The sequence below is a fragment of the Acuticoccus sp. MNP-M23 genome (genome assembly GCF_031195445.1).
GTDB lineage: Bacteria > Pseudomonadota > Alphaproteobacteria > Rhizobiales > Amorphaceae > Acuticoccus.
The window spans coordinates 3,060,053-3,087,043 of record NZ_CP133480.1 but is presented as its reverse complement, the minus strand read 5'-3'; the positions used below and the strand labels follow the sequence as shown (position 1 = coordinate 3,087,043).

The window sequence follows — 26,991 nt, the reverse complement described above, 5'->3', positions numbered from 1 at the left end:
GGCTCAGGCGGCGGGCTTGGGCAAAAAGCTGTCGCCCGGCCCGACACGGGCACCGCGCAAAAAGTCGCCTGCGCCAACGGCGCCCTTGCCCGCCCGCTGCACGCGCAGGAGCTTTACCGCACCCGTGCCGCAGGCGACGTGAAGCGCATCGTCCAGAATTTCGCCTGGGGCGCCCGCACCGTCCGCCACGTCCGCCAAAAGCACCTTCAGCCGCTCGGCCTTGCCGCCGATCTCGATGCTGGCATGAGCGCCCGGCCAGGGGCTGAGGCCGTTGATGTGCGCACGCACCGCTTCGGCAGGCTGCGAAAAGTCGATCCCGGCCTCGGCTTTGTCGATCTTGCGGGCATACTCGACGCCCTCGTCCGGCTGCGCGGTAAGCCCCAGCGCGCCGCGCTCAAGACCGCCCAGCGCCCGGACCATCAGGTCGGCGCCCAGACGCGACAGGCGCGTGGTCAGCTCGCCCGCAGTGTCCGTGGGGCCAATGGGGATGCGCTCCTCCATGGCGACGGGTCCGGTGTCGAGCCCCGCCTCCATCTTCATGACGCCGACGCCGGTTTCCGCATCGCCCGCCATGATCGCCCGCGCGATGGGCGCTGCCCCACGCCAGCGCGGCAGGAGCGAGGCGTGCAGGTTGAAGGCGCCAAGCTCTGCCGCATCCAGCACCGCCTGCGGCAGGATCAGCCCGTAGGCGACCACCACCAGAACGTCCGCGCCATAGGCCGCAATCTCGTCTGCCCGGTCCTTCAGCGAGACGGGATGGTGAACGTCCAGACCCAGCGCGTCGGCGGCTTCGTGGACCGCGCTCGGCCGGTCGCCCATGCCGCGGCCGGCAGGACGCGGCGGCTGGGTATAGACGGCGGCAATGTCGTGCCCCTGCCCGGCAATTTCCATCAGCGTCGGCACCGCAAAGTCGGGCGTGCCCATGAAGACGATGCGCATCATGACAAGCGCGCCGCCTTGGCGAACTTCTTGGTGATCCGCTCGCGCTTCAGCCGCGACAGGTGGTCGATGAAGAGGACACCGTTGAGGTGGTCGATCTCGTGCTGGATGCATACGGCAAGAAGACCATCGGCCTCGATGGTCTGCGCCGTGCCATCCTTGTCCAGGTAGACAACCCGGATCGAGGCGGGCCGCGTGACCTCTTCCACATATTCAGGGATCGAGAGGCAGCCTTCCTCGTAAACCTTGGTGTCCTCGGAGGACCATTCGATCTCCGGGTTGATCAGCACCATCGGTTCGGGCTCGGCGTCCTCTTCGGTTGCCACATCGCACACGACGATCCGCTCCAGAACGCCGATCTGCGGCGCTGCGAGCCCGATGCCGGGGGCGTCGTACATCGTTTCGAGCATATCGTCCGCCAGCGCGCGCACCCGCGCATCAACGGATTGAACGGGGGCCGCAACCTTGCGCAAAACCGGGTCGGGCAGAATGAGAATGTCGAGCTTGGCCATGATCGGAGCTGATATGGGGCAGATCGTGGCCGGTCAACATTGTCAACGGCGCGAAGGGTGCCCTACGCTGCACTTCCGTCACATCAAGCCGGGTTCCCCATGACAGCGCTCCTCACCACCGCCAACTGGGACAGCGACGCCTGGATGCACCAGTTGCGCACCGCGGCCCCCGATCGCCGCTTCGTTCTCGAAGGTGTCGACGCGTACGATCCTGCCGAAATTCGCTACGCGCTCACGTGGAAACCGCCGCAGGGCCTCCTGTCCAGCCTCCCGAACCTCGAAGTGATCTTCAACCTTGGTGCCGGCGTCGACGCGGTGCTGTCCGATCCGGACCTGCCGGATCTGCCGCTGGTGCGCCTTGTCGATGAGAACCTTGCCAGCCGGATGACCGAATGGGTCACGCTTCAGGTGCTTGCGCACCACCGGGGCACCCTCACCTATCTGGCCCAGCAAAAAGCCCACCGGTGGCACGAAGAGCCGCAACCGCTCGCCAGCGAGGTGCGCGTCGGTTTCCTCGGTTACGGCGTTCTTGCCCAGCACGCCGCCCGTGTGATCGGAGCGCTCGGCTTTGCAACCCACGCCTGGTCGCGCACCGGCAAGGACGCTGACATCAAGCTCCATGTGGGCGCCGACGCCCTGCCGGAGTTCCTCGCCAACACCGACATTCTGGTCGTCCTCCTCCCGCTCACCGATGCCACGCGGAAAATCATCAACGCGGACCTGATGGCAGGGCTTGCGCAGGATGGCGCTCTCGGAGGCCCCGTGGTCATCAATGCCGGACGCGGCGGACTGCAGGACGAAGACGACATCGTCGCCGCCCTCAACACCAACGTCCTAAAGGGTGCCAGCCTCGACGTGTTCCAGACAGAGCCACTGCCGGCGGACAGCCCGCTGTGGACCGCGCCCAACCTCATCATCACACCGCACAACTCCGCCGTGAGCGACCCGCGCGCCGTTTCGCGCTATGTGGCGCGACAGATGCAGGCTTTCGAGGCGGGCGAACCGCTTCAAAACGTCGTTGACCGCAGCCGCGGCTACTAGGGACCAAACATGTTCGATATCATCGTCGCCAATGGCACCATCTCGACCGCTGCCGACACCTACGTTGCCGACATCGGCATCAAGGACGGCATCATCACCGCCATCGGCCGGAACCTTGAGGGCGCAGACCGGGTGATCGACGCCACCGGCAAGGACGTGTTGCCCGGCGGCATCGACAGCCACGTCCATATTGCGCAGCCGTCGGGCGACGGCATCGTGATGGCGGACGATTTTGCCTCCGGCACGCTGTCCGCGCTCCATGGCGGCAACACCACCATTCTCCCCTTCTGCATGCAGGAAAAGGGCGGCAGCCTGCGCGCGGCGCTGACCGACTATCACGCCAAGGCGGAGGGCGAGTGCTACACCGACGTGTCGTTCCACCTCATCATCTCGGACCCCTCGCCGCAGCTTCTGGGGCAGGAACTGCCGGCGGCGGTGGCGGACGGCTACACCTCGTTCAAGGTGTTCATGACCTACGAGGGTCTGCGCCTCAACGATGCCGAAATTCTCGCCACCATGGACGTTGCGCGCGAGACCGGCGCGCTGATGATGGTCCACTGCGAGAACGAGGACGCGATCCGCTTCCTGTGCGACAAGTTCGCCAGCGAGAACCGGCTCGCCCCCCTCTCCCACGCGCTCACCCGCCCCGTGGTGGCCGAGCGGGAAGCCACCCACCGCGCGCTGTCGCTGGCTGAAGTGGTGGATGTGCCGGTGGTGATCGTCCACGTCTCCAACGGGGCGGCGATGGAAGAGATCGAACGAGCCCGTTCGCGCGGCCGCAACGTGATCGGCGAGACCTGCACGCAGTACATCACGCTGACCGCATCCGACCTCGACGGGATGGACTGGGAGGGTGCCAAGTTCGTCTGCTCCCCGCCGCCGCGGGACGAGACGGAGCAGAAGAAGATCTGGAGCGGGCTGGAGCGCGGCGTCTTCAACCTCTTCTCGTCCGACCACTGCCCGTTCCGCTACGAGGACGACCGCGGCAAGCTGAACCCCAAGGGCCGCGAGGATTTCCGCCACATCCCCAATGGCATTCCGGGCGTGGAATGCCGCCTGCCGATCCTCTTTACCGAAGGCGTTCTCGCCGGACGCATCTCCATCAACGACTTTGTGGCGATGACCGCCACCAACCACGCGAAAACCTACGGCCTCTATCCGAAAAAGGGCACCATCGCTGTCGGTTCGGACGCTGACCTTGCGATCTGGGACCGCGCGGCCGGCCGCACCATCGCCCACGCCGGTCTGCACGACGGGTCGGACTATTCGCCCTATGAAGGCCGGACGGTGGACGCATGGCCGACGACAATTCTTCTGCGCGGCAAATTGATGGTGGAGGATGGCGCGCTGGTTGGCACCAAGGGCGCCGGCGCCTATCTCCCGCGCGAGCTCTCCGCCCTCGCCAAGAAGGCGCAGGCCGCGTAAGAGGGCGCCATCAGTCCGGGCGTGCTGGTCGGCACGCCCCAGTTTTTCCGCGGAGGTTGCCATGCGTGTGCCGTTGACGCTTGCCGCGCTCGTTCTCACCGCCGGGGCGGCGGGAGCCCAGAGCTATCAGACCTCGCTGCCGGTCAGCCCGGCCGAGCGGCGGGCCATCGAGGCCCGCATCAGCACCATTCTGGACTATGCGCGCGCCAACGAGATTAGCCGTTTCAGCTTGCCGAGCGGACGCACGGTGGCCGTGCGCCCCTACGAGATGGTGCGCCGGCAGGGCGGAACCCCGTGCCGCGGTTATCGGGTCGACCTTTCGGGCACCAATGGCAGCACGGCGGTCGACGGCTTCCGCTGCAAGCGCGGCGCGGGGCAGGCCTGGGAAATCACGGAGCCCGAGCTGGTGCTGGAGCGCACCGGACCTGCCTCCGCGCAAGTGGTGATCGAGGGTCGCCAGCCGGACGAGCCGATCTATCCGTCCGACGATCGCTACTTCATCGAAGAGCCGTTCGCACCTGAAGCGCCTGCGGACAGTGGCGGGCCGATCATCGCAAGCGGGCCGGCGCCGGTCCCCCGCCCCGCCCCGCGCAACGATGTGGCGGACGCAGACACCGCAGACGCCGAAGCGCCGACCGAAGTCGCCGCCCTTGAACCATCGGGCCCGGCTCCCGCCGCGCCGGAGCCGCTGCCGCCCGAACCCGCAGAGCCGGCCCCGGCTGAAGTGTCAGCCGAACCTGACCCCGTGACGGCGCCGGAACCGCTCCCGTCGACCACCCCCGCGCAGCCGCCACAGGTGGCGAGCGTGGAGGCACCGGCCGCTCGAATCGTGGGCGAAGAAGAGGTCCGCACGGACACGCAGCGCTGGTCCGATAACGACAACATCGTGGGTGCCCTGCGCGACCTCGAATACATTGCCAGCGATGAGGACGACGACGAAGAGACCGTCTCCGCCGCCATCGACGAGTTTGCCACGGACGAGCGGTTCGCCCTGCCGATTTCGCCCGATGCGCTGCAGGAGCGGCTCGACGCCGCCATCGACCGCAGCGAGATGCTGCCGGTGTGCGGCTCGGGCGAGCCGGACACGTTCTGTCTGGAAAACGAGTAGGCGAACCCCCGCGGCAACCGTTGCCGCGGGCGTCAGGGCTCTACGGAGCGCGCCACGGCCCGGTGGGTGCCGCGCGGCACCTTCAGCGCCGCATCGGCGCCTGACGGGACGCGAACCGGCCGCCCGCCGCTGAGCGCATAGACCTCACCATCGATGCGCATCCGGAACGGGCCGTCGGCATCGACCTGAAATGCCTGATCGGCCGTCGGGAGCGAGACCCACCCATCGTCCACGCCAGCGCTCAGCTCGACGGCGCTGCCGCCGCCCGCCGGTGTCACGCCCACCTTGTCGCCAACCCACCATGCACCGGCCGCAACCGCGCCGATGAGGATCAGCGCCACCAGCAGCGTGCCAGCCAGGCTGCGGCTGCGCGCCCGCCGCCGCTGCGGTGAACGCACAAGCGCCTTGCCGGGCTTCGCCTCCCGCGCGGCAGGGGCCACCACCTGGCCATCCTCGCGCACCGGGCGCACTGCCAGTGCACTTCCCGTCCCCGCCGCAGCAGCGCGCGCTTCCTCGCGCGGCCGCACGTTGAGCATCGCGTCGTCAGGCGCCTTGCCGGCCGGCTCGTGGATCTCGACCCGCGGCTCGCTGCCCCGTGCAGCGCCGGGCGATATGTCGAGCGTATCGGCGTCAGGCTCGTGCCCTGCGTCCTTTTCGGGGGCGGCATCGAACGTGACGGGCTCATCGTCGCCGGCAGAATCACTCTCGGCTTCGGCGTTTTCCGCTGCCGGCTCGGGTTCCGGAACGATGTGCTCGGGCGTGCGTCCGCCCGTCGCCTCACGCAGCGCTTCGGTAAAATCGAGGTCGCCGGGGGTCAGAATATCGTCGGGACCGGACGGCGCCTTGGGCGCGCCGGGCGTGCCTGCCGGAAAGTCGACGCCGCAGACCGGGCAGCGGTAGGCCCCGGCCACAACCGGCTCGCCGCAGGCGCGGCAACGGAAAAAGGCTCTGGAGGCCAACGGTCATCCCCTCATGGTCACGGTGCTGTGCCATGCGCGGCGAATGCCACGCGGCCCTTCCCGCGTCAAACTGATGGCACATCCTGCGGTGGCACAAGTTGCACAAGATGGTAGCGCCCCGGCTTCACGCCAGCGGGCAAGGGCAAACTCACGCTGCGTTTGAACGGAAGCAGAAAACTTGTGATCACCACCGCATCCGGCCGTGCCACGGCCTCGATGGCGGGCGCCAGCCAGGCTGCAATGGCGGCGTGCTGAGACGGGTCGCCTGCACCCAGATCGTTGTGGACGAGAGCGGCACGGGCCCCAAGCCGTGGCAGCGCAAACGGCAATGTGTCCCGGATATCGCCGGATACCATGCACTCGGCCGCGGGCAGAACGCCGACGGCGGAGTGAAAATACTCGTCGAACGCAAAGACCTTGCGGTCCGGAAACAGTGCCGCCAGATGGTCGAACGTGCGCCCGTTGCCGATCCCGAGTTCGACAATCGGCCCTTCCAGCGACGCAACGTGTGCCGCCGCCGCCTCAATCAGCGTGCGCTGCGCCGCAAGACGCCGCAGGAAACTGTCGAGACGGCTCATGTCGTCCGGTCAGCGACGCTTCTGGTAGAGCCAGTAGCGGCCAAGCTCGGCATCGGCAGAGCGGGGCAGCGCGTCAAAGTCCGGCAGGTCGAGCGCAATGCCGGTGGCAACATAGCCGCCGGGTGCGGTGCGCTCGGCAATCAGCGGAGCCAGCCAGTGGGCCTTGGCAAGATCTGCCGTCGGATCGCCGGTGCCAAGGTCGGAATGGACGAGCGCTGCGGGGCGTTTCACGCGCGGACCGCAGAAGGCCAGCGTATCGCGGATTTCGCCGATCACCATGTGGTCGCCATCGGGGATCGACGCCGGATGCGCCGTCACCGACCGGTCGAACACGAAGATTTCGCGCTCCGGCAGGATTTCGCGCAGATGGTCAAAGGTCCGACCGTTGCCGAGGCCCAGCTCCAGCACCGGGCCTTCGATGTCGGCGATCTTCGTTGCCACGTCTTCCAGAAAGGACTTCTGCGCCGTCATCCGGGCAATGAAGACATCAAGCCGGCTCTGGCGTCGTTCAGGTTCGCTCATGGTGCTCAAGATCGCAGTGCGCTGCGCAGACGTTCGGGGTCCGGCATGCCCTTCTGCAACAGCTCGGGATTATCACCGGCGGTGTAGATCTTCAAAATACCGCAGTTGAAGATCCGGTCCACGAAGGTCTGGTCGATCTCCACCGTGCGGATGGATTTCAGCTCGATCTCGAGCCGTTCCTTGGCGAACACGCCGCGCGAGAGGAGAACGCGCTCGTCGCCGACGGTCACGAGGGTGCAGCGCGTCCTGATCCACCAGAACACAAGCCAGACGATGCCGACGAGAACGGGGATCAGAATCACCGCGAGAATGAAGCGGCCAGGCTCATCGGCGAACATGCGCGGATGTTCCTGGTAGCGCGGCTTGACGGTGGGGGCGTCGTTCATCGGGGCAGCTTTCATTTTCTGGCGGGCAAAGTGACGGCTAGTCGCGAGCCTGGCGCATGGCGGTGCGCAAGCGCACCGGGTCCGGCAGGCCACCCTGCACGATGTCCGGGTTATCGCCAGCCGTGTACACTTTCAGGATCCCGCAGTTGAAGATCCGGTCAACAAACGTCTGATCGACCCGCACGGTTCGGATCGAGGTCATCTCCACCTCGATATTTTCCTTGCTGAAAATGCCGCGGCGCACGGTCACGCGCTCATCGTCCACGGTGACAACGGTGGAGCGGTTGGTGATGAACCACCACGCCAGCCAGACGATGCCGACGACGAAGGGAATGAGCAGACAGGCCAGGATGAATTTGCCCGGCTCGTCGGCGAACATGGTCGGATGTTCTTTGTACAGGGGGGTCATGGCAGGCCTTTGCGGTTCGCCCGGAGATTGGCGCGCGGTCGCATCGGTGCGCCGCGCCTTGCCCGCATATACGGCGCCGCAGCCGCCGCTGCCACCCTGGCGTGCCGTTCAGCGTGCAATTGAGCGGCGCAGGACCGCACAAATCCACGGTCGAAACCCCGTGTGCGCCAAGTCTTTCGGCTGACGGACGCCGTTAATGAAACCGTTCGAGATTGACGAGGCGGACTTCACCGGGGGTAATCAGCTTCTGGTAAATCACGTTGACCGAATGCAACGGGCCTTCGATGTCCGTCTTCCAGAAATCGAGGAAGCGCCGCAACGTCGGAAATTCGGGCGCCTGATCGTACTCCTGCCAGACAAAGCTTTGGAGAAGCGATGGATGGTCCGGGAGGTGATAGAGGATCTCAGCCGTCGTGAGGCTGAAGCCCATGAGTTGCTTCTGAAGTCCGCTCGCCATAGGCCTGTCTCCATGCCTTCAACTCGTGACAACGCAAGTGTGCCACAGCTGATGCAGGTTGCAAGCCACACGCAGCGTTTTCCCAGCGGGGACAACAGCTTAGAGTTAGGTCGCGTGGCAGCACTCGGTTCCCATGAGTGCTGCCAGCACGCTTTGGATCGTGCGGTCAGGCCGCGTCCGGCAGCCGGTCGGCCTTGTGGGCGCCGCGCTCGCCCATGGGCTTGTAGGGCCCCGTGGTCGTGTCGGTTGCCACCTGATGCTCGATCTCGGCGTTCAGTTCGGCGCCCAGCAGCACCACCACCAGCGACACGTAAAGCCACATCATGAAACCGACCACTGCGCCCAGCGAACCATAGGTGGCGTTGTAGTCGGCAAATCGCGAGAGGTAGAATGCGAACGCCGCCGAGACGCCCAGCCACAGAAGCGCGGTCAGCGTGGTGCCCCAGCCGAGCCAGCGCCACCGCGGCGGCCGGCGGGACGGGCCGTATTTGTAAAGAACGCTGAGGCCCACGACCACAAACAGAAGGAGAAGCGGCCAGCGGAGCAGGAGAACCAGGGTCTCCGTCCCCTTGGAAAAGGGAAGCGCATCCACAAGCACCGGAACGCCGCCGATGACGAGGAACAGCACCGCGACCGCCACGATGCTCATCAGCGTAAACGAAAGGCTGAGCAGCGTGCGGCTGAAGAAGCCCCGCTTTTCCTCTTCGCCGTAGGCAATGTTCATGGCCGTGAACAGCGTCCGCATCCCCGCATTGGCGCTCCAGAGCGACACCAGGAGGCTGATGGCAAAGCCGACCCCGAGCGTTGCGGCAGGCTGCGCGACGAGGCGGGTAAGCTCGCCCTCGATCAACTCCAGACCGGAGGCCGGAACCACACCGCGCATCTCTTCGACCTGCTTTGCAATGTCGCTGGTGTCGAAGAAGAGGCCGTAAAGCGCAACGAAAGAGGCGAGTGCCGGAAACACCGCCAGGAGGAGAAAGAAGGTGGATCCGCCCGCAATCAGTGTGAGGTTGTCCTCGCCGATCTGCGTGTAGGTGCGTTTGAGGATCGCCTTCCAGCCCCCCAGGGGGATCTGCGTGATCCGCTCCGCGTACCGGCCAGTGCCGTCATCGTCCATTTGATTTGTCCGCAACATATTCGCCTCCGTCGCTTCTCTAATCGGCGACCTGCGAACGAAGTTCCTCGCGCTGGCCCACGATGTGCAGCAGAACAACCCGTTGCCCGCGGGTTTTCGAGGAACGCTCGGTGCGATATTATCTTTGACAAGATGCGTAAGTCTTGATTTCTGACGTGCGGTGCCGAGCCGCGACCCCAACGAATGGATTTTCAGTGCCGCCTGTGAACACGCTCTGTCAATCCAGTGGGCTGGCCGCCTTGTGCCACTGGCCCTGTCGTCCACACGCGCAGCCCCTCCGCACCGCCCCGCTCCAAATCGCCCAATAGGCTCGTTCGATGCTCCGCTTTGCTTACAATACCATCGGCTGCTCAAACCATGCGCTTCCCGATGCGCTGGAGATGATCTCCGAAGCCGGCTACCAGGGCGTGATCGTTACGCTCGACGTGCACCACATGAACCCGTTGTCCGAGGACTTCGAGGCGACCGCGGAAGCGCTGAAGAAAAGCCTGGCTGTCAACGACCTCGCCGTCTCCTTCGACACCGGCGGCCGCTTTCTGCTCGATCCGCGTGACCGGATGGAGCCAACCCTTCTCACCCCTTCCGCCGAAAGCCGTGCGCGTCGGCTCGACTTGCTGAAGCGCGCCATCCGGATCTGCGAGATCTGCGAGGGCGAGGCGGTGATCTTCACCACCGGTCGCCCCAAGCGCGGGGTGGACCAGGCCGATGCCGCCAACTGGCTGCTCGACGGGCTGGCCCAGCTGTGTGACGCCGCTGGCGAAAAGAACGTGACGCTGGCCCTGGAGCCCGAGCCCGGCCACATGGTCGGCAAGCTGGACGACTTCAAGGTCGTGCGCGACACCGTCAAGCAGATGACCGAGGCTCCGCCGCTCAGGCTCGCGCTCGACGTCGGCCACGTTGTCGCGTCCGGTGACCGTGCGCCCCATCAGGCGGTCAAGGAATTTTCGGCCGTTCTGGGAGGCGTTGCGGTCTCCGGCATGCGCGATGGCGTTCACGCGCATCTGCCGCTCGGCGAGGGCGAAGTTTCGATCCCCGATGTCTTGTCGCGGCTGCGCGACGTTGATTATGGCGGCCTCATTGCGGTGAAGCTCCCCCAGGAGAGCTACCGCGCCGACACGCTCATCCCCAGCTCCATCGACTGGCTGCTGGAAAACGTCCCCAGCGACTGATCGGGTCGCTCCCCGCCATCGCCTCCGCGTTGCCCTAGGCCACGTGGAGGGCGTTGGCGCCGGTCCGCGCCAGAGCGCGGACAAGCGCCTCGAAGGCAAGCGGGCGGGCATAGTAGAAGCCCTGGACACTGTGGCCGCCCGCCGCGGCAATGGCATCGGCCTGCGCCTTGGTTTCCACGCCCTCGATCACGGCCCGCAGGCCCAGCGATTTTGCGATCGCAATGATCGCCTCGATCAGCTTGGCCTTCTGGCGGTCCCGCTCCACCCCTTCCACAAAGCGCCGATCCACCTTCAGCTCCGTGATCGGCAGGTTTGTGAGGTGCACAAGGCTCGCGTAGCCCGCACCAAAATCATCCAGCGCAAACGCGAGGCCCCTGGTGGTGGCCTCCGCCATCAAGGCAGTCAGCCGGCCCTCAGGGTCGTTCGCCAACGCCTTTTCCGCCACTTCCAGCACCACGGGACCAGCGTCCGGCATGCTCTCGCGGCGCTGGTAGAGCCGGTTCAGAATGTCAGACTTCAAAAGCTGGCTGGCCGAGACATTCACGCTGAGCGAGAGTTTGTCGGTTCGCTGGCGGTTGATGCGCGCCATATCGTCCAGCGCCCTGTCAATGATGCAGCGGCTGATCTGGCTGCCCACCTGATCGTCCGCCATGGCTTCGGCGAATGTATCGGGGCCGCGCTCGCCATCTCGGTCGACCCAGCGGGCGAGCGCTTCGACACCCGTCACCACGCCGCGCTCCATGTCGAACTGGGGCTGGTAGTACGGCACGATATGGCCGAGGGCCAGAGCATCGCGCGCGTCGTCCAGCAACTTGCCGCGGAGAGCCGCTGCGTGGCGAAACGCGTTCTCGAACAGGCATATCCGCCCGCCCTCCACCGCCTTCGCGCGGTAAAGTGCAAGGTCGGCTGCGGCGGAAAGGGACGTCTCGTTGTCACCATGGTCCGGCGCGATGGCAGCCCCGACGCTGAGCGCAATCGTCATCCGGGTGCTCTGATATTCGAACGGGAGTTCCACGGCATTGCCAAGGCGGGCCAGCACCGAATTCAAAGCGGCCCGGTCCTGCACATCATCGAGCAGAATGGCGAACTCGTCGCCGCCGATCCGTGCGACCGTGTCGTAGACGCGCACGTTTGCGCGAAGGCCCTGCCCCACCTGCTGCAGGAGCGCGTCGCCCGCCGCATGGCCGTGCGTGTCGTTGATCACCTTGAACTTGTCCACATCGACGAAGAGCAGACAGACGATCCGGCCGGAGCGCACGCGGCGCTCCAGCGCCTTGGCGAGACGGTCACTGAAGAGCGCGCGGTTGGGCAGCTCGGTCAAAGGGTCGTGGTTGGCGATCCACCACAGCCGCTCCGTCGCCTGATGCTGCTCCGTCACGTCCTGCAGGACACCCGCCAGCCTGGGGCTGCCGTCCGGCCCTGCCTGGAGCTGCACGCCGAACTGCACCGCCCGCTTGGTCCCTTCCCCGGTGACGATGGGGAAGGCGACCGTGTGCGTGTCGCCATCCTTCATGGCGCGAATGGCAGCGCGCAGCACGTGCCGGCGGCTGTCCCCGCCGAGAAAGGCGAGCGCATCGTCCAGGCTGAGGCTGTTGCGCTGCGGAATTTCGAGTATCCGCTGGATCTGATCGGAAATCCGCACTTCCCGCGCGGCAAGATCCAGATCCCACAGGCCGATCCGGGCGGCCCGTTCCAGCTGGTTGAACATCTCGACGTAGCGCTTCAGATCATCGCGGTAGCGGCGCATCAGCGTCACTTCGGCAAGGCGGCGCTCGGCCATCGCGACGAAATTGCGGACGAGCTCACGGTCGAGGGTGAGCCCTGCAGGGAAGATGAGGCAGTGGTAGGTCGTGCGCGCCAACCGCAGGCGCACCGCAAGCACTCTGCCGAAAGGTGCGTCCGCGTCGATCGGCACCGACGCCACGTGCTCCGATCCGCCCTCCGCTTCAATTTCGGTGACGGGGACGGCGCGGGCAAGGTTGAGCACCGCGGGGTCGATGCCCTCCGCCCGGTCGCATCGCGCGCGGACCGGACGGCCCAGAATGTCGGCGTCGACGATGACGATGGCGTTGGCCGCGAGAAATTCTCTCGCACTTTGCGCAAGCGCGTCGAACTGCGGCTGCGGGTTCGACCCCACAAGAGCATCGTTCAGGGACTTGAGCATTGGCGCCTTGGCAAGTGTCAGCGCCGGACGTTAGCGGAGGAAGCCCACATGAGGCTTGCGACCCGCCATGGGACCCCAAAAACGCAAAAGCGCCGCGAACCCCTGGTCCGCGGCGCTGGAAGCATTGTCACAAAGGAGAGGTCTGGCGTTACACCTGAACCAGAGAGACGATCGTGCCGCTTTCCTCGACCACGCAGGTGGCTGTGCCGGGGCCGGTGGTCAGCTCGACCTGATAGCGCGCTGCCTCGATCTGGGCCGAGCTGGTCGCAAACACCGACGTCTGCTCGAATCCGAACCGATTGGCCGCTTCCGAGGCGCAAAGCAGCTGGAGGTCCGCAGGTGCGGTCACGATTGTGGCGCGCACGGTCTGCGTGTTCGGCGTTTCGCTGCCGCCGCCGCAGCTGGCAACCATCAAACCGGCTGCCATCACGCCGGCCAGCCGCAGTCCAATCGTCAAATTCATTGCTTTCTCCTCACACGCCCCGGTAGAGAGCGGCGCCCTGCATCAGAACAATAACTTTCGCGCCGACCTGTACCCGCGAATAAAGGTCGATCACATCCTCATTGTTCATCCGGATGCAGCCGGAGGAAATATCAAGTCCGATGGACCAGGGTTCGGTTGTGCCATGAATTCGGTAGATTGTGTCCTGATTGCCCTCAAAAAGGTACATTGCACGCGCGCCGAGAGGATTATCCGGCCCGCCGGGCATGCCGCCGGCGTATTTGGCGGCCTTTGGGTCGCGCGCAACCATTTCGGCCGGCGGCGTCCACGTGGGCCACTCAACCTTGCGGCCGACATTGACGATCCCGGCCCAGCCGAAGCCCTCACGGCCGACACCGATCCCGTAGCGGATGGCCTTGAAGCCGGGCATCACGAAGTAGAGGAAGTGCCGGTTGCCGTCGATCACGATGGTGCCGGGCTTTTCAGCGGTGCGAAAATCGACGACCTGCCGCTTGAAATCCTCCGGAACGCCGCCCTTCATCTGGTAATAGCGCATGGCAAGCTTGGGATCGTACTTCATCCAGGTCTTGCTGCGGGGGTTGAAGATCTCCGTTGCAGCCGAAGCGGCGGTGACGGTCATCCCAAGGGCAAGAACTACCGCGAAAATCTTGCGTAGCATCGTCATTTGATCCACTCCTCGATGCGTGCGCTGTTGTCTTTGATCCACTTTGCCGCGATCTCTTCGGGGCTGCGTCCTTCGACATGCACGGCGTAACTCATTGCCTCGGCATCCTGTGGCGTGATCTCCATCTTCTCGAGGAAGGCGACCACAGCAGGATTGTCGTCGGCAAGCGCTGTAGCGTAACCGATATGATAGTGAGACGGTTCCCAGGCCGTTGGCGCAGACGAGTTGTCCAGCCACGCCACATCCTGCTCCGGTGCGGAAATCGTCCATGCCGCAGGGTCGTAGGCCGGTTCTTCGAGGGTCACGATATCGTGAAGCGCGAAGAGATAATGGGGCTCGTAGCAGTAGAACACGATGGGCGAGCCGACCGCGACAGCGGCATCCACCGACGCAAACGCCTGATCTTCCGGCATGGTCAGGAGCATCATCGTGTCGTCATAGCCGTATGAGCGGGCCCGTACGCGCTCGATCCGGGTGGACGCCCACGTATTGGCGCCGATCCAGACTTCGCCCTTGCCGTCGGCATCGGTATCGAAGTTCGCGGCCATTTCGGGCTTCTTGAGGTCGGCCACAGCCTTGAGACCGGTCGCCTCGGCGGTTTCGCGCGTGGTGCAGATGTGCTGCGACGCCTTGACGCCAATTGCACTCAACCGCAGGCTTTTCTTCTGGTTGACGTATTCGTCGACGATTGCCGCCGAGTTGGGCAGCCAGACCTCGGGATGAATATCGACTTCGCCGCGATCGATGGCGCCGATCAGCTGCACGGTGCCGATGGGGCGCAGCTTGGCATCCACATCCAGACGGTCATTGAGAACATCCGCGATGATGTGAGCCGTCACCTGCGCGGACGGCCAGTCCGGCTTGCCGACGACCACGGTCGACGCAAGTGCCGCCCCACTCAGCGCCGCTGACATTAGCGTGAAAGTCAAACAACGTATTAACACGATAAACGTCCCCTTTGCGCCAAGATCAAACGCAAGTTGCATGCACCGCGAACAATTGCAAAGTCGTTCACGTGGCCCTGTTGCAAGCCACAAGAGGCCAAATGGTGTGGCCAGACGACGGACTGCGACACAATAGCTCCGTGCCACACCTCCCCTCGCCGTCCAGCCGTGCTACATGTTCCGAACAAATGATGAACGGCGGAGCTTGGTGTACCCTTGGCGAAAACACGCACTCTCCAGGAAAAGCTCGGCATTCTGGCGGATGCTGCGAAATATGATGCGTCCTGCTCCTCGTCCGGCACCCAGAAGCGCAACGCCCGCACCTCCGGCGGCATCGGTTCCACCGAAGGCAACGGCATCTGTCACGCCTATGCGCCAGATGGCCGCTGCATCTCGCTTCTGAAAATCCTGCTCACCAACGCCTGCATCTTCGACTGTTCCTACTGCGTGAACCGCGTGTCCAGCGCCGTGGAACGGGAAGCCTTCACCCCGGAGGAAGTGGCCGATCTCACCATAGGCTTCTACAAGCGCAACTACATCGAGGGATTGTTTCTTTCATCCGGGATCATCCGATCCTCCGACCACACCATGGAACAACTGGTGCGCGTCGCGAAGCTTCTGCGGCTCGACCATGGCTTCAAGGGTTACATCCACCTGAAGACCATTCCGGACGCCTCCCCCGAGCTGATCGACGAAGCCGCCCTTTACGCCGACCGTCTGTCCATCAACATCGAATTGCCGACGGTCAAAAGCCTCAAGTCGTTTGCGCCGGAAAAGGATGCGGGGACCATCAAATCCGCCATGGCGGCGCTGCGCACGGGCATCGAGGCGGCCGCCGAGCCGACGCGGCAAACCGGCCGGCGCAAGCGCTTTGCCCCTGCTGGCCAGTCGACGCAGATGATTGTCGGCGCCGATGGCTCCCACGACGTGGCGATCCTCACCGCCAGCCGCTCGCTCTACACCTCTTACCGGCTGAAGCGTGTCTATTATTCCGCCTTCAGCCCCATTCCGGATTCTTCCAGCGCGTTGCCGCTTTCCGCACCGCCGCTGGCGCGCGAACACCGGCTTTATCAGGCGGACTGGCTCACCCGCTTTTATGGTTTTGAGGTGGGCGATATTGCCGCCGCCGCGCCGGACGGGATGCTGGATCTGGAGGTGGACCCGAAGCTCGCCTGGGCCCTCGTCCACCGCGGCAGCTTCCCGGTGGACGTCAACCGCGCCCCGCGTGAAATGCTTCTGCGGGTGCCGGGCCTTGGCGTGAAGGCGGTGAATGCGATCCTGCGCACCCGCCCCTACCGGAGCCTGCGCGCCGAGGATCTTGCCAGGCTCTCGTCCACCGCACGCAAGGCGATGCCCTTCATTGCGCTGGAAGGGTGGCACCCCTCGCGCCTGACCGATGCCATCGACCTGCGCCAGCGCTTCCTGAAACCGGCCCGCCAGCTGGATCTGTTTGCGGCGTGACCCCCGCCGGCCCCATCCACGTACCGCTGGATCATCCGGCGGATTTCGACGGCTGGCGGGCGGCTGCGCGGCAGCTGGTGGCCGCCGGCATCGCGCCGCGAGATGTCGTGTGGGGCGACGCGCCGGCGGGCCTCTTCGGCGCCGAGCGCTCCATCGCCCATCTGCCCGCCGCTGCGCCCGAACGTCTGCCGCGTGCCAGCGAGGCGTTCGTCAGCTTGGCAGCGCTCGTGGTCTGCCACCGCAAGCCTGAGCGATTTGCGCTGCTTCACACGCTGCTGACGCGCCTGCAGACCGAGCGCAGCCTCATGCGGGTCGCCAGCGATCCGGACGTGGCCGCCGCAGAAACCATGGCGAAAAACGTTCGCCGCTGTGCCCACAAGATGAAAGCCTTCGTGCGGTTTCGCGAGGCGGCCGATCCGGACGGGACGGCGCGCTACGTTGCGTGGTTCGAGCCAGAGCACCACACGCTCGACAGGACGGCGGGGTTCTTCGTCCGCCGCTTTCCCGAAATGCGCTGGTCGATCCTGACACCGCACCGCAGCGCCCACTGGGACACCAGGGCGCTTGCGCTGGGCGACGGCGCCACCCGAGACATTGCGCCCGACGGCGATGTCAACGAAGAGCTCTGGCGCACATACTACCGCTCGATCTTCAACCCGGCACGGCTGAAGGTGAAGACCATGCAGTCCGAGATGCCCAAGCGCTACTGGAAAAACCTGCCGGAGGCATCCCTCATCGCCCCGCTGATCCATGACGCGGCGCGGCGCACCGACGGCATGCTCGCCGCGCCCGCCCGCAGCCCGGCACGGTCCACCCGCATCGCCAGAGAGCGGGAGGCGGCCGCCCGCGATCTTGCAGAGGACGGTTTCACGACGCTTGAGGCGCTTACGGCCGCCGCGCGCCAGTGCACCAGATGCGCCCTCCACGAACACGCGACACAATACGTGCCCGGCGCCGGCGAAATCGGCGCGCCATTGATGTTTGTCGGTGAGCAACCGGGCGATCAGGAAGATCTTGCCGGAAGACCTTTCGTAGGTCCTGCCGGTCAATTATTTAACAAGGCTCTGGCCGCGGCAGGTATAGACCGCAGTTCAACTTTTGTTACAAACGCGGTTAAGCATTTCAAGTTCGAACCACGCGGAAAGCGCAGGCTTCACAAATCCCCCAATGCCGGCGAGGTGGCGCACTGCCGCTTCTGGCTCGACCATGAAAGGCGCCTCGTCAAGCCGCGCCTCACGGTGGCGCTGGGCGCGAGTGCAGCACGCAGCCTTTCCGGCCGCAGCGTTACAATCGGCAAGGAACGTGGGGCGCCGACGCTGTGGGCCGACGGCTCGCATGGTCTTGTGACGGTGCACCCATCCTACATTTTGCGTTTGCCGGACGAGGCGGATCAGGCGTCCGAATATGCCCGTTTTGTCGGCGATCTGATGCAGGCGAAAGCCTTCGTGGACGTTGTGGCCGTGACGCACTAGCGCGGCGCCACCAGCTCCGCGAGAGTGCGACCGCGTTAACACAGACCGCTCAAAACAGCGGTCACAGCATTGATGCTCACCCATCCGATGCGTAGCTGTACCTTGAAACCTCTGGACGCGGCGCCGCGAGGAATATGTAATGCGTGCGATACTGGCTGTTATCTTTGTGCTGATGTTTACGGCAGGCGCTGCGGCGCAGTCGTGCGGAGCATTGCGTGCCCAACTGGCCAGCGCAAAGTCGGGGCAGCCGGACAGGGCCGCCATTGCGGCACTGACCCGTCAACAGAGATCCAACGGATGTGGCGGCACGCGCTTCGGTGCGAACAAGCCTGCCTGCTCGCGGATCGACGCGCGGCTGCGCGCGGCACGCCGCGGTACGGTCAACCGCGGTCAGGTGGCGACCATCATGCGCAAGATCCGCCAAAATTGCGGGACGCGTCAGGCAAGGCGTGAGACCCGTTCGGAAAACACCGGCGTTCGCCGCTCTGCCAAGAGCGGACGCAACATCTTCAGCTCGATTTTCGGCCGGCGCGACGAGCCGGAGGTGGTGATCCAGAAGAAGCGCAGCAGCAGCAAGGCCCGCAAGGTCGAGCGCGTGAATCTCGACGTGAAGCGCAGCCCGCGCACCACAAAGAACGCGCCCAAGCGCTCCCTCGCCACCGGCGGTTCCGGGCGGCGCAAGGGGAGCTCGCGCGAAGGCAGCTCCCGCACCATGTGCGTGCGCCTTTGCGACGGGTTCTACTTCCCCATCAACAGCCGTTCCCACAGCGACAACTACTATGACGAAATGGCCATGTGCGTCGGCCGTTGTCCGGGGTCCGACGTGTCGCTCTACGTCCATTACAGTGGTGAGCCGGTGGAGCGGATGCGCTCGGCGATGACCGGCGAAGCATACGTCAACCTTCCGACCGCGTTCGACTACCGCAAGACCCTCTCGCCGTCCTGCGGATGCTCCAACGGCACCCGGATTGCCCGCGGGAATATCGGCCTCCCCGGCACTGCGGTGGCGAGCGCCGCTGCGGCAAGCCCCGCCGCCGAAAGCCCGACGATGACCGACGCCACAAAGGACCAGACCCGCTGGGACCGGTACCGCGCCATCTACGACGAAACCGGCAAGCCGCTGGCCATCTCCCGCACGGCATACGGCGCCAAGGAAGCCCGCAGCCGCAGGATCACGGGCAACGACCGCGCTGACGTCCGCGTCGGCAGCGGCCCGGTGACCGCAACGCCGGACGCCGAACAGCCAAGCGTCGCGTTTGATCCTGACGACAACACCGCACGCCCTGTTGGCCCGCAGTCCTTCTCCAACACCGTCGCCGACTTTGCCGCCCGCAAGACGGTAAAACGCGAGGTCCGGAGCGACAGTGTCATCACCACAATCACGGTGACACCGCTGCGCCGGAATGAGGCAGACGGCACCGCTCCTTCGGCAAGCCCTGCCCCCCGTGCGCAGCAAGACGAACCCGGCCTGGCCGAAGCCGATGAAAGCGTCCTTCCCCCCGGCACCGCTGCCAAGGCGCTTCCTGCCGAAACCGATGGCTGAATAAAAAAAGGCGCCCTCCGGGGCGCCTTTTTTATTGGATGGCGAGGCGCCGGACGCGGGAATTCCTCCCGCCCCTGCGGCGACCCTCAGTTCAAGGCGGCCGAGAGGCGGTCCAGCGCGCGCTGGCGGCCGAGAAGGTGCAGCCATGGCCCCAGCTCAGGCCCGCTTGCGGTGCCGGTCAGGGCGCGGCGCAGCGGCATGAAAAGCGCCTTGCCCTTGGCGCCGGTCTCGGCCCGCACGGCTTTCGTCCATGCGCCAAAGGTTGCGTCGTCCCACGGCTCTGCCGGGAGCGCTTCTGCGGCTGCTGCAACCACCGCGCGATCCTCGGCGGACAGCGGATCGGCACCCGCCATCACCGTGTCCGGGGCCTGCGCAAGCCGCTCGGCCCATCCGCCCAGCTCGTGACGGAAGGTGAGATTGCCCTGCACCGTTTCCCAGAAGGCCGCAGCCTCCGGCCCGGCCAGACCCTGCTCGGCAAGTTCGCGCTCGATCGCAGCCACCGGCAGCGCATGGACGATGGCCGCATTCAGCCGTTCCAGCTCGGCGGGGTCGAACATTGCCGGGCCGCGCGACATATCGCCGAGGCTGACAGTCGAGGCTAGCGCGGCAAGGTCGGCCGCTGGCGCCACCGGATGAGAGGTGCCGGTGAGCGCCCCCAGCGAGGCCACCGCCATCGGCTCGAACCCGGCAGCCGCCAGCGCACGGATCGACAGCGGATTGTCCCGCTTGGACAGCGGCTCGCCATCGGTTCGGGTCAACAGATTGTGGTGGGCAAATGCCGGCACGGGCGCCCCCAGCGCCTCAAACAGCGCAATCTGCACACCCGTGTTGGTCACATGGTCCTCGCCGCGCACCACAAGCGTCACGCCAAGGTCGGCATCGTCCACCACCGATGTGAGCGTATAAAGGTAGCTGCCGTCCTCGCGGATCAGCACCGGATCGGAGAGCGCGCCAAGGTTCACCGTCAGCGATTCGCGGCACCGGTCGGCGAACGTGCGCGGTCCGTCCGGCAGCTTGAAGCGCCAATGCGGGCGGCGCCCTTCAGCCTCCAGCGCGGCCTTCTCATCAGTGCCGAGCGCCAGCGCCGCACGGTCGTAGATTGGCGGCAGGCCCCGCGCGCGCTGGCGCACCCGCTTGCGCTCCAGCTCTTCCGGCGTCTCGAAACACGGATAAAGAAGCCCCGCGTCCCGCAGCCGGTCGGCCGCCGCGTCGTAAAGCCCAAGCCGGTCGGACTGCCGCACCACAAGGTCAGGCATGATGCCGAGCCACGCCATGTCGGCGGTGATCTGATCGGCGTAGCGCTGTTCGGACCGGCCGGTGTCCGTGTCGTCGAACCGGAGAATGAAACGGCCCCCCTTCCCGGCTTCGAACCAGTTGTAGAGCGCAGTGCGCACATTGCCGATGTGCAGCTTGCCCGTGGGCGATGGTGCGAAGCGAACGGTGTCGGCCATCATGCGTCCCGGTAGCGGTTGGTGATCGGATAGCGCCGGTCCCGGCCGAAATTCTTCGCCGAGATCTTTACGCCGGGGGCCGCCTGCCGGCGTTTATATTCGGCAATGTGCAAGAGGTGGTCGACGCGGCGCACCACCGCCTCCTCGTGCCCCTCCGCCACGATTTCGGCGATACCCGCCTCGTCCTCGATGAGACGGCGCAGGATCGCGTCCAGCGTCTCGTAAGGGGGCAGCGAATCGTCATCGCGCTGGTTCTCGCGCAGCTCGGCGGTGGGGGGCTTGTCGATGATCCGCTCCGGGATCACCACGCCGTCCGGTCCGAGCGCCCCCGCGGGTTTGGCGCCATTGCGCCAGCGGCAGAGGCGGAACACTTCGGTCTTGTAAAGGTCCTTGATCGGGTTGAAGCCGCCATTCATGTCGCCATAGAGCGTGGCGTAGCCGACGGACACCTCGGACTTGTTGCCGGTGGTCACCACCATGGCCCCGAACTTGTTGGACACCGCCATCAGCGTCGCCCCGCGGATGCGGCTCTGGATGTTTTCTTCGGTGAGGTCGGGTTCGCGGCCCTCGAAGGCTGGTGCAAGCTGCTCGCTCATCCCCTCCACCGCCGGGGAAATCGCCACGGTGTCGTAGCGCACGCCGAGCCGCTCGGCGACGTCCGCCGCATCCGACAAGCTGTCCGAAGACGTGTAGCGGTAAGGCATCATGATGCAGTGAACCTTCTCCGGCCCGAGCGCGTCCACCGCCAGGGCAGCGCAGATGGCCGAATCGATGCCGCCCGAAAGGCCGAGCACCACACCTGGAAAACCGTTCTTGCCCACATAGTCCCGCAGGCCGAGCATGCAGGCCGCCCACTCCGCCTCATCCAGCGGCGGAAGCGGTGCCAGACGGCCGCGAACGGGCGCAAAGCCCTCAGAACCACGCTCGAAAACCACCGTTTCCGCATCTTCGACGAAAGCGGGAAGCTGCATCTCCAGCGTGCGGGCGGCAGACAAGACGAAGGACGCCCCGTCGAACACCAGCTCGTCCTGCCCGCCCATCTGATTGATGTAGACCAGCGGCAGCTCGCTCTCGACCACCCGCGCCACGGCAACCTGCATTCGCCGGTCCTGCTTGGTGCGCGTGTAGGGCGAGCCGTTGGGCACCACCAGAATTTCGGCGCCGGTTTCGGCAAGGCACTCGCAAACGTCGTCTTCCCAGATGTCTTCGCAGATGGGAAAGCCGATGCGCACGCCGTCGATGTCGACCGGGCCGGGCATGGCGCCGGCGTCGAACACACGCTTCTCGTCGAACACGTCGTAATTGGGCAGGTGCACCTTGTGGCGCACGGCAGTCACCTTGCCGCCCTTGAGGATCGCGTAGGCGTTGGTGCGCATGCCGTCCGCCTGCCACGGCGTCCCGATGGCAATGGCCGGCCCGTCGGCACATTCGGCCGCCAGCGCGTGGACTGCATCCATGGCTGCGGCCACGAAGGTGCGCTTGAGGATCAGGTCTTCAGGCGGATAGCCGGTGATGAACAGCTCGGAGAATGCGACCAGATCGACGGCGCCGGCCGCCTTGACCGCCTTCGCCGCCTTGGCGCGGTTGCCCGCAATGTCGCCCATGACGGGGTTGAGCTGCTGGATGGAGATGGTGAAGCGGTTGCGCATGGAGCCTTCAACGTGCCGGATCGGAAGCGGCCTGTGCGAGCGCACGGCGGCGCCCCTGTCTAGCAGGACTATCCGAAAGGCTAAACTCTATACCCGACAAAGCCGCCGAACCTGACCGTTCGGACGCGAACGATCTGGCCCTTGGCGCCGTTTATTTCCCGAGTGGCAAGCAGGACGAACCACCCCGGACAACACCGGATGCTTGCGCAGGATCTTCACCCGACCTGGTGGCTGTAGCCCGGGTCATGCAAGAGGCAGACAACAGATGGCAAACACCTTCAACACCACCCCGGTCGCCACCCCCGCATCCGCCGACGACCGCCCGAACGCGGTGCAGTTCAGCCTCGCTCGCGTTCTTTGCCTTGTGGACTCTGCCGTGGCGGTTCGTTGCAGCAACCGCCCCGCGGAACGCTTTGCCGCACTTCCCGCCAACGACGACAGCAAGGTCGGCCGCAGCGCCTAGGCTGCGGCCTCCCGTTCGCTACGCGGCGACCTGTGCGCCGCGATCCCGCTTTTCCGCCTGCAGGTTCTCGGCGATCAGGAAAGCAAGCTCGATGGCCTGCTCCGCATTGAGGCGCGGGTCACACTGGGTGTGATAGCGGTCCGACAGGGTGTCGGCCGTCACCGGGCGGGCGCCGCCGGTGCACTCGGTCACGTTCTTGCCGGTCATCTCGATGTGGATGCCGCCGGCATGGGTGCCCTCGGAGCGATGCACCGCGAAGAACGACTGCACTTCTTTCAAAATGCGGTCGAACGGACGCGTCTTGTAGCCGGACACCGACACCGTGTTGCCGTGCATCGGGTCACACGACCACACAACGTTGCGCCCTTCCCGCTCCACCGCGCGAATGAGACCCGGCAGGTGGTCGATCACCTTGTCCGCGCCGAAGCGGCAGATCAGCGTCATCCGGCCCGCCTCGTTGGACGGGTTGAGAATGTCGAGAAGCTCGATCAGGCCGTCTGCCGTCAGCGACGGGCCGCATTTGAGGCCGATCGGGTTCTTGATGCCGCGCGCCCATTCCACGTGCGCATGGTCGGGCTGACGGGTGCGGTCGCCGATCCAGACCATGTGGCCGGAGGTGGAATAATGATCGCCCGTCGTGGAATCGACGCGGGTGAACGCCTCCTCGTAGCCCAGAAGCAGCGCTTCATGGCTGGTGAAAAGGTCGGTCGAGCGGAGCTGCGGCGTGGTCGACGGGTCGATGCCGCACGCGCGCATGAAGCCAAGCGTTTCGGAGATCCGATCTGCCAAGTTTCGGTATCGATGGCCCTGCGGGCTGTCTTCCACAAAGCCCAGCATCCACTGGTGCACGTTGTCGAGGTTGGCATAGCCGCCCTGGGCGAACGCGCGCAGAAGGTTCTGCGTCGCCGCCGACTGGCGGAACGCCATTTCCATCCGGCGCGGATCGGGGATCCGGCCTTCTTCGGTGAACGCCATGTCGTTGATGATGTCGCCCTTGTAGGACGGCAGCGCAACGTCGCCCACCGTCTCCATGGGGGACGACCGGGGCTTGGCGAACTGGCCTGCAATCCGGCCGACCTTGGTCACCGGCGAAGCGGCGGCATAGGTCAAGACGGCGGCCATCTGGAGGAAGACGCGGAAAAAGTCGCGGATACCATCGGGGTGGTGTTCGGCAAAGGCCTCGGCGCAGTCGCCGCCCTGGAGCAGAAAACCGTTGCCGGCGCCAACCCGCGCCAGTTCCGCCTTCAGCGCTCTTGCCTCACCTGCAAAAACGAGGGGCGGATAGGTCGCCAGGGTGGCTTCCATGGCTTTCAGCGCATCCTGGTCGGGATACTCTGGCAGTTGCTGTGCCGGTTTCTGACGCCAGCTCGAAGGACTCCATGCCGATTTGGTCATCGCGTTCTATCCAAGTCTCGACCGCACCTTTGCGCGGTCAAAGTGATCTTTGAGAAAATCCGGCTTGCCGCGCGATCACGCACGCAGATTAAACGGATCGTTTCTCTTGGGCGCGGACCGGCGTTGCGTCAACACTTTGGAGCAATTGATTGATGCGCTTTTCTTCAGCGCTGCCGAGTTGTTGTGCACGGGCATAACGCGGATCCGCCCGGTCGTTGACGATCGGAACGTGCCAGCCGTCCGTCGTCGCCATGAAGCGCTCGGCGCCGTCGTCACCGAATTCGCGCAGGAAGCCCTGCACCGTCGCGTCCACATAGGACAGGAGGATCGGGTGATCGTCGTCGCCATAATCGTCCACCTCCGCCTTGGCGCGGAAGATGATGATGTCCGGATCGTCCTTGAGGCGCAGCAGGTCATAATTGTGCTCGCGGGCGGTGATGGTCGGCATCAGCCCGTCCTCGAAGGTGACGACGAGACCGTCGATCTCCGCGCCCGGCGCCTCCACCACCGAGAGCGAACACGCGCCGGTAACGCCGAGCCCCGGCGAGCGCTTGCGCCATGCGCGCCGCCAGCCTTTCACCGTGCACCGCTCCGCGTGAACGTAAGGCGGAAGCGTGCCGCGGTTGACCAGCGAGCCGTAACCGAAAACCTTGAACGTCACGCGGCTTGGCGCCGCAGGGTGCGGCTCGGCGTGCGCATCGTCACCAGTTCCTCGGCCGCGGTGGGGTGGACCGCCATGGTCGCATCGAAATCGGCCTTGGTTGCGCGCATCTTGAGCGCGATGCCGAGCACCTGCGCCAGTTCGCCCGCGCCATGGCCCAGAACGTGGACGCCGAGCACAAGGTCGGTCTCTGCATCCACCAGCACCTTCATCAGCATCTTCTCCTGCCGGCCGGACAGGGTGTAGAGCATCGGCCGGAAGCTGGCGGAGTAGACGTCCACGCAGTCGAACGCCTCGGCCGCCTCCTGCTCAGTGAAGCCGACAGTGCCGATTTCGGGCTGGGAGAACACGGCGGTCGGGATCAGCGTGTGGTCCACATGTGTCGGCTTGCCGCCGAAGACCGCGTCGGCAAAGGCATGGCCTTCGCGGATTGCGACGGGGGTGAGGTTTACCCGGTTCGTCACATCGCCCACAGCATAGATGGACGCCACGTTGGTGCGGCTCTCGCTGTCCACCTTGATGGCACCGCGCAGACCGAGCGCCACACCGGCCTTTTCAAGGCCAAGCCCGTCGGTGGCAGGTTCGCGGCCGGTGGCGAACAGGATCTGGTCCACGGTGAGCGTGCCGCCGCTCTTCAGCGATGCGCTCAGCCCGTCCGGTCCCTTCCGGATGCCGGTGAAAATGTCGTTGAAGACGAATTTGACGCCGCGGGCCTCCATCGCTTCGCGCAGCGCGGTGCGAACCTCGTCGTCAAAGCCGCGCAGGATCTCGTCGCCGCGGTAGACGAGGGTCGTCTCCGACCCCAGGCCATTGAAGATGCCCGCAAACTCGACGGCAATGTAGCCGCCGCCGGCAATGGCAATCCGCTTCGGCTGGTCCTTCAGGTAGAACACCTCGTTGGAGGTGATGATGTGCTCGATGCCCGGCAGCGCCATGTCGAGCCACGGGGTGCCGCCGGTCGCGATCAGGATGACGCGCGCGGTCACCGTGCGGTTCTCCATGGCAAGGTGCACTTCATGCGGCCCCGCTACGGTTGCGCGGCTCATCACGATTTCCACGCCCGCATTGTTGAGGTTGCGGATGTAGATGCCATTCAGCCGGTCGATCTCAGCGTCCTTGCTGGCGATCAGCTTGTGCCAGTCGAACGTTGCTTCGGGGCGCGACCAGCCGAAGCCGGCCGCATCCTCGAACGCCTCGGAGAATTGCGAGGCATACACCATCAGCTTTTTCGGCACGCAGCCCCGGATGACGCAGGTGCCGCCGACGCGGTGCTCCTCGGCAATGGCCACCCTTGCGCCGTAGCCGGCGGCAATGCGGGCGGCGCGCACCCCGCCCGACCCCGCACCGATCACAAACAGGTCGTAGTCGTAACGGGGGTCACTCATCGAAAACGCTCCGGACGGTGGTGCTGCGCTCAGGCAGGATTAAAGGGCATGGCCCTGTTCGCGCAGGCGCTTGCGGGTTTCGGCCACCATGTCGGCGGCAATGCCCTGCTCCCACTCGTTGGAGGCGCCGACGGACAGCATCCCCACCACGGGGAAGGTCTCGATGTATTTCTTGCCCAGCGGTCCTTCAAAGAAGACAGCCAGCGCGTTCAGCTCTTCCTCGGAGAAGCGGCGGGCCCAGATGAGCTCCAGTGTCTTCGACAGCTGCACGCGGCGGGGCACCATCTCGATGGCAACCTCGGTGGTGGTGTCCTCGATCTCGCGGGTCAGCGCCGGATTGGTGCGGGTGAAGATGTTGCGCGTCTGTGCGGCAACGCCCGGAAGGATTTCGTCGAAATTGATGTCGCCTTTGACCGCGGCGATCACGCGGCTGGCAGCTTTGAGGTGGGAGGGGGTGAAATCCTCGTCGGCCGGCGTGGCGGCGGGTGCGGCAGGCGCAGCGTTCTGCGCGGCAGCGGGGACCGACGCAAGCGCGACGGCGAGGATGGCGGCGAGGGCAGAAATACGCATCGGACGGGATCCCTGTCGCGTTGGAAGTTGATCTTGTCCAAGGCTTCAAGCAAGTCGGCGTCGACA

Annotated in this window: 27 protein-coding genes; 8 read left to right on the top strand and 19 right to left on the bottom strand. The window is 65.4% G+C overall.

Going from position 1 to position 26,991, the window contains the following annotated elements; genetic code table 11:
* Nucleotides 1-3 precede the first annotated feature (3 nt).
* Together fmt and def are read right to left on the bottom strand one after the other, a co-directional pair.
* Nucleotides 4-942 (bottom strand): methionyl-tRNA formyltransferase, encoded by a 939-nt coding sequence (gene fmt, locus RDV64_RS14280; RefSeq protein WP_309195590.1) that lies wholly within the window; start codon nucleotides 940-942, stop codon nucleotides 4-6.
* A complete protein-coding gene (gene def, locus RDV64_RS14275) occupies nucleotides 939-1,451 on the bottom strand; it encodes a peptide deformylase (RefSeq protein ID WP_309195589.1) in 513 nt (170 codons plus the stop codon). The genes fmt and def overlap by 4 nt, the downstream gene beginning before the upstream one ends.
* Nucleotides 1,452-1,550: 99 nt before the next feature.
* Between def and RDV64_RS14270 the strand changes: the two genes are divergently transcribed.
* From RDV64_RS14270 to RDV64_RS14260, 3 genes are all read left to right on the top strand, one after another.
* Nucleotides 1,551-2,492 (top strand): glyoxylate/hydroxypyruvate reductase A, encoded by a 942-nt coding sequence (locus RDV64_RS14270; RefSeq protein ID WP_309195588.1) that lies wholly within the window; start codon nucleotides 1,551-1,553, stop codon nucleotides 2,490-2,492.
* 9 nt (nucleotides 2,493-2,501) lie between these two features.
* On the top strand, nucleotides 2,502-3,917 hold the full coding sequence (gene hydA / locus RDV64_RS14265; protein ID WP_309195587.1) for a dihydropyrimidinase: 1,416 nt from the start codon (nucleotides 2,502-2,504) through the stop codon (nucleotides 3,915-3,917).
* 61 nt (nucleotides 3,918-3,978) lie between these two features.
* Nucleotides 3,979-5,025 (top strand): hypothetical protein, encoded by a 1,047-nt coding sequence (locus RDV64_RS14260; protein ID WP_309195586.1) that lies wholly within the window; start codon nucleotides 3,979-3,981, stop codon nucleotides 5,023-5,025.
* A gap of 32 nt (nucleotides 5,026-5,057) precedes the next feature.
* On the opposite strand, the gene RDV64_RS14255 is transcribed toward RDV64_RS14260, so the two are convergent.
* The 7 genes from RDV64_RS14255 to RDV64_RS14225 all read right to left on the bottom strand — a co-directional run bounded on the left by RDV64_RS14255 (nucleotide 5,058) and on the right by RDV64_RS14225 (nucleotide 9,453).
* Nucleotides 5,058-5,936: a hypothetical protein gene (locus RDV64_RS14255; protein ID WP_309195585.1), complete on the bottom strand. Its 879-nt coding sequence runs from the start codon at nucleotides 5,934-5,936 to the stop codon at nucleotides 5,058-5,060.
* A 113-nt stretch (nucleotides 5,937-6,049) separates the two neighbouring features.
* A complete protein-coding gene (locus RDV64_RS14250) occupies nucleotides 6,050-6,562 on the bottom strand; it encodes a class I SAM-dependent methyltransferase (protein ID WP_309195584.1) in 513 nt (170 codons plus the stop codon).
* Nucleotides 6,563-6,571: 9 nt separating this feature from the next.
* A complete protein-coding gene (locus RDV64_RS14245; protein WP_309195583.1) occupies nucleotides 6,572-7,084 on the bottom strand; it encodes a class I SAM-dependent methyltransferase in 513 nt (170 codons plus the stop codon).
* Nucleotides 7,085-7,089: 5 nt separating this feature from the next.
* Complete coding sequence (locus tag RDV64_RS14240) at nucleotides 7,090-7,470, bottom strand: PH domain-containing protein (RefSeq protein WP_309195582.1); 381 nt, start codon at nucleotides 7,468-7,470, stop codon at nucleotides 7,090-7,092.
* Nucleotides 7,471-7,507: 37 nt separating this feature from the next.
* Nucleotides 7,508-7,849 carry a PH domain-containing protein gene (locus RDV64_RS14235; RefSeq protein WP_309195581.1) on the bottom strand — a complete coding sequence of 114 codons (342 nt, stop codon included), beginning with the start codon at nucleotides 7,847-7,849 and terminating at the stop codon, nucleotides 7,508-7,510.
* Nucleotides 7,850-8,072: 223 nt separating this feature from the next.
* Nucleotides 8,073-8,336 (bottom strand): hypothetical protein, encoded by a 264-nt coding sequence (locus RDV64_RS14230; protein WP_309195580.1) that lies wholly within the window; start codon nucleotides 8,334-8,336, stop codon nucleotides 8,073-8,075.
* Between the two features lie 166 nt (nucleotides 8,337-8,502).
* A complete protein-coding gene (locus RDV64_RS14225) occupies nucleotides 8,503-9,453 on the bottom strand; it encodes a YihY/virulence factor BrkB family protein (protein WP_309195579.1) in 951 nt (316 codons plus the stop codon).
* A gap of 335 nt (nucleotides 9,454-9,788) precedes the next feature.
* On the opposite strand from RDV64_RS14225, the gene RDV64_RS14220 reads away from it, so the two are divergent.
* Nucleotides 9,789-10,640 carry a sugar phosphate isomerase/epimerase family protein gene (locus RDV64_RS14220; RefSeq protein ID WP_309195578.1) on the top strand — a complete coding sequence of 284 codons (852 nt, stop codon included), beginning with the start codon at nucleotides 9,789-9,791 and terminating at the stop codon, nucleotides 10,638-10,640.
* 34 nt (nucleotides 10,641-10,674) lie between these two features.
* Here the strand turns inward: RDV64_RS14220 and RDV64_RS14215 are convergent, their stop codons facing one another.
* From RDV64_RS14215 to RDV64_RS14200, 4 genes are all read right to left on the bottom strand, one after another.
* Nucleotides 10,675-12,804 (bottom strand): EAL domain-containing protein, encoded by a 2,130-nt coding sequence (locus tag RDV64_RS14215; RefSeq protein ID WP_309195577.1) that lies wholly within the window; start codon nucleotides 12,802-12,804, stop codon nucleotides 10,675-10,677.
* Nucleotides 12,805-12,952: 148 nt separating this feature from the next.
* On the bottom strand, nucleotides 12,953-13,267 hold the full coding sequence (locus tag RDV64_RS14210) for a hypothetical protein (RefSeq protein WP_309195576.1): 315 nt from the start codon (nucleotides 13,265-13,267) through the stop codon (nucleotides 12,953-12,955).
* 10 nt (nucleotides 13,268-13,277) lie between these two features.
* On the bottom strand, nucleotides 13,278-13,931 hold the full coding sequence (locus tag RDV64_RS14205) for a L,D-transpeptidase (RefSeq protein WP_375143831.1): 654 nt from the start codon (nucleotides 13,929-13,931) through the stop codon (nucleotides 13,278-13,280).
* The gene (locus RDV64_RS14200; RefSeq protein WP_309195574.1) at nucleotides 13,928-14,917 is read right to left on the bottom strand and encodes a glycine betaine ABC transporter substrate-binding protein; all 990 of its coding nucleotides are present in this window, start codon (nucleotides 14,915-14,917) and stop codon (nucleotides 13,928-13,930) included. The genes RDV64_RS14205 and RDV64_RS14200 overlap by 4 nt, the downstream gene beginning before the upstream one ends.
* A 174-nt stretch (nucleotides 14,918-15,091) precedes the next feature.
* Between RDV64_RS14200 and RDV64_RS14195 the strand changes: the two genes are divergently transcribed.
* The 3 genes from RDV64_RS14195 to RDV64_RS14185 all read left to right on the top strand — a co-directional run bounded on the left by RDV64_RS14195 (nucleotide 15,092) and on the right by RDV64_RS14185 (nucleotide 19,351).
* Nucleotides 15,092-16,336 carry a putative DNA modification/repair radical SAM protein gene (locus RDV64_RS14195; RefSeq protein ID WP_309195573.1) on the top strand — a complete coding sequence of 415 codons (1,245 nt, stop codon included), beginning with the start codon at nucleotides 15,092-15,094 and terminating at the stop codon, nucleotides 16,334-16,336.
* A complete protein-coding gene (locus RDV64_RS14190) occupies nucleotides 16,333-17,808 on the top strand; it encodes a UdgX family uracil-DNA binding protein (RefSeq protein WP_309195572.1) in 1,476 nt (491 codons plus the stop codon). Before RDV64_RS14195 ends, RDV64_RS14190 begins: the two co-directional genes overlap by 4 nt.
* Before the next feature lie 211 nt (nucleotides 17,809-18,019).
* Nucleotides 18,020-19,351 carry a DUF2865 domain-containing protein gene (locus RDV64_RS14185; protein ID WP_309195571.1) on the top strand — a complete coding sequence of 444 codons (1,332 nt, stop codon included), beginning with the start codon at nucleotides 18,020-18,022 and terminating at the stop codon, nucleotides 19,349-19,351.
* Nucleotides 19,352-19,437: 86 nt separating this feature from the next.
* Here the strand turns inward: RDV64_RS14185 and gltX are convergent, their stop codons facing one another.
* Both gltX and RDV64_RS14175 read right to left on the bottom strand, forming a co-directional pair.
* Nucleotides 19,438-20,802 (bottom strand): glutamate--tRNA ligase, encoded by a 1,365-nt coding sequence (gene gltX, locus RDV64_RS14180; RefSeq protein WP_309195570.1) that lies wholly within the window; start codon nucleotides 20,800-20,802, stop codon nucleotides 19,438-19,440.
* Nucleotides 20,802-22,451, bottom strand: coding sequence for an NAD+ synthase (locus RDV64_RS14175; protein ID WP_309195569.1), 1,650 nt, complete (start codon nucleotides 22,449-22,451; stop codon nucleotides 20,802-20,804). Before RDV64_RS14175 ends, gltX begins: the two co-directional genes overlap by 1 nt.
* A 265-nt stretch (nucleotides 22,452-22,716) precedes the next feature.
* On the opposite strand from RDV64_RS14175, the gene RDV64_RS14170 reads away from it, so the two are divergent.
* Nucleotides 22,717-22,914 carry a hypothetical protein gene (locus RDV64_RS14170; RefSeq protein WP_309195568.1) on the top strand — a complete coding sequence of 66 codons (198 nt, stop codon included), beginning with the start codon at nucleotides 22,717-22,719 and terminating at the stop codon, nucleotides 22,912-22,914.
* An 18-nt stretch (nucleotides 22,915-22,932) separates the two neighbouring features.
* Here RDV64_RS14170 and RDV64_RS14165 read toward each other — a convergent pair whose 3' ends face one another.
* From RDV64_RS14165 to RDV64_RS14150, 4 genes are all read right to left on the bottom strand, one after another.
* On the bottom strand, nucleotides 22,933-24,309 hold the full coding sequence (locus RDV64_RS14165; RefSeq protein ID WP_309195567.1) for a class II 3-deoxy-7-phosphoheptulonate synthase: 1,377 nt from the start codon (nucleotides 24,307-24,309) through the stop codon (nucleotides 22,933-22,935).
* An 88-nt stretch (nucleotides 24,310-24,397) separates the two neighbouring features.
* A complete protein-coding gene (locus tag RDV64_RS14160; RefSeq protein WP_309195566.1) occupies nucleotides 24,398-24,970 on the bottom strand; it encodes a hypothetical protein in 573 nt (190 codons plus the stop codon).
* Nucleotides 24,967-26,355 carry a glutathione-disulfide reductase gene (gor, locus tag RDV64_RS14155; RefSeq protein ID WP_309195565.1) on the bottom strand — a complete coding sequence of 463 codons (1,389 nt, stop codon included), beginning with the start codon at nucleotides 26,353-26,355 and terminating at the stop codon, nucleotides 24,967-24,969. The genes RDV64_RS14160 and gor overlap by 4 nt, the downstream gene beginning before the upstream one ends.
* 39 nt (nucleotides 26,356-26,394) lie before the next feature.
* Entirely contained in the window at nucleotides 26,395-26,925 is a 531-nt protein-coding gene (locus RDV64_RS14150) for a DUF2059 domain-containing protein (protein ID WP_309195564.1), read from the bottom strand.
* Nucleotides 26,926-26,991 lie beyond the last annotated feature (66 nt).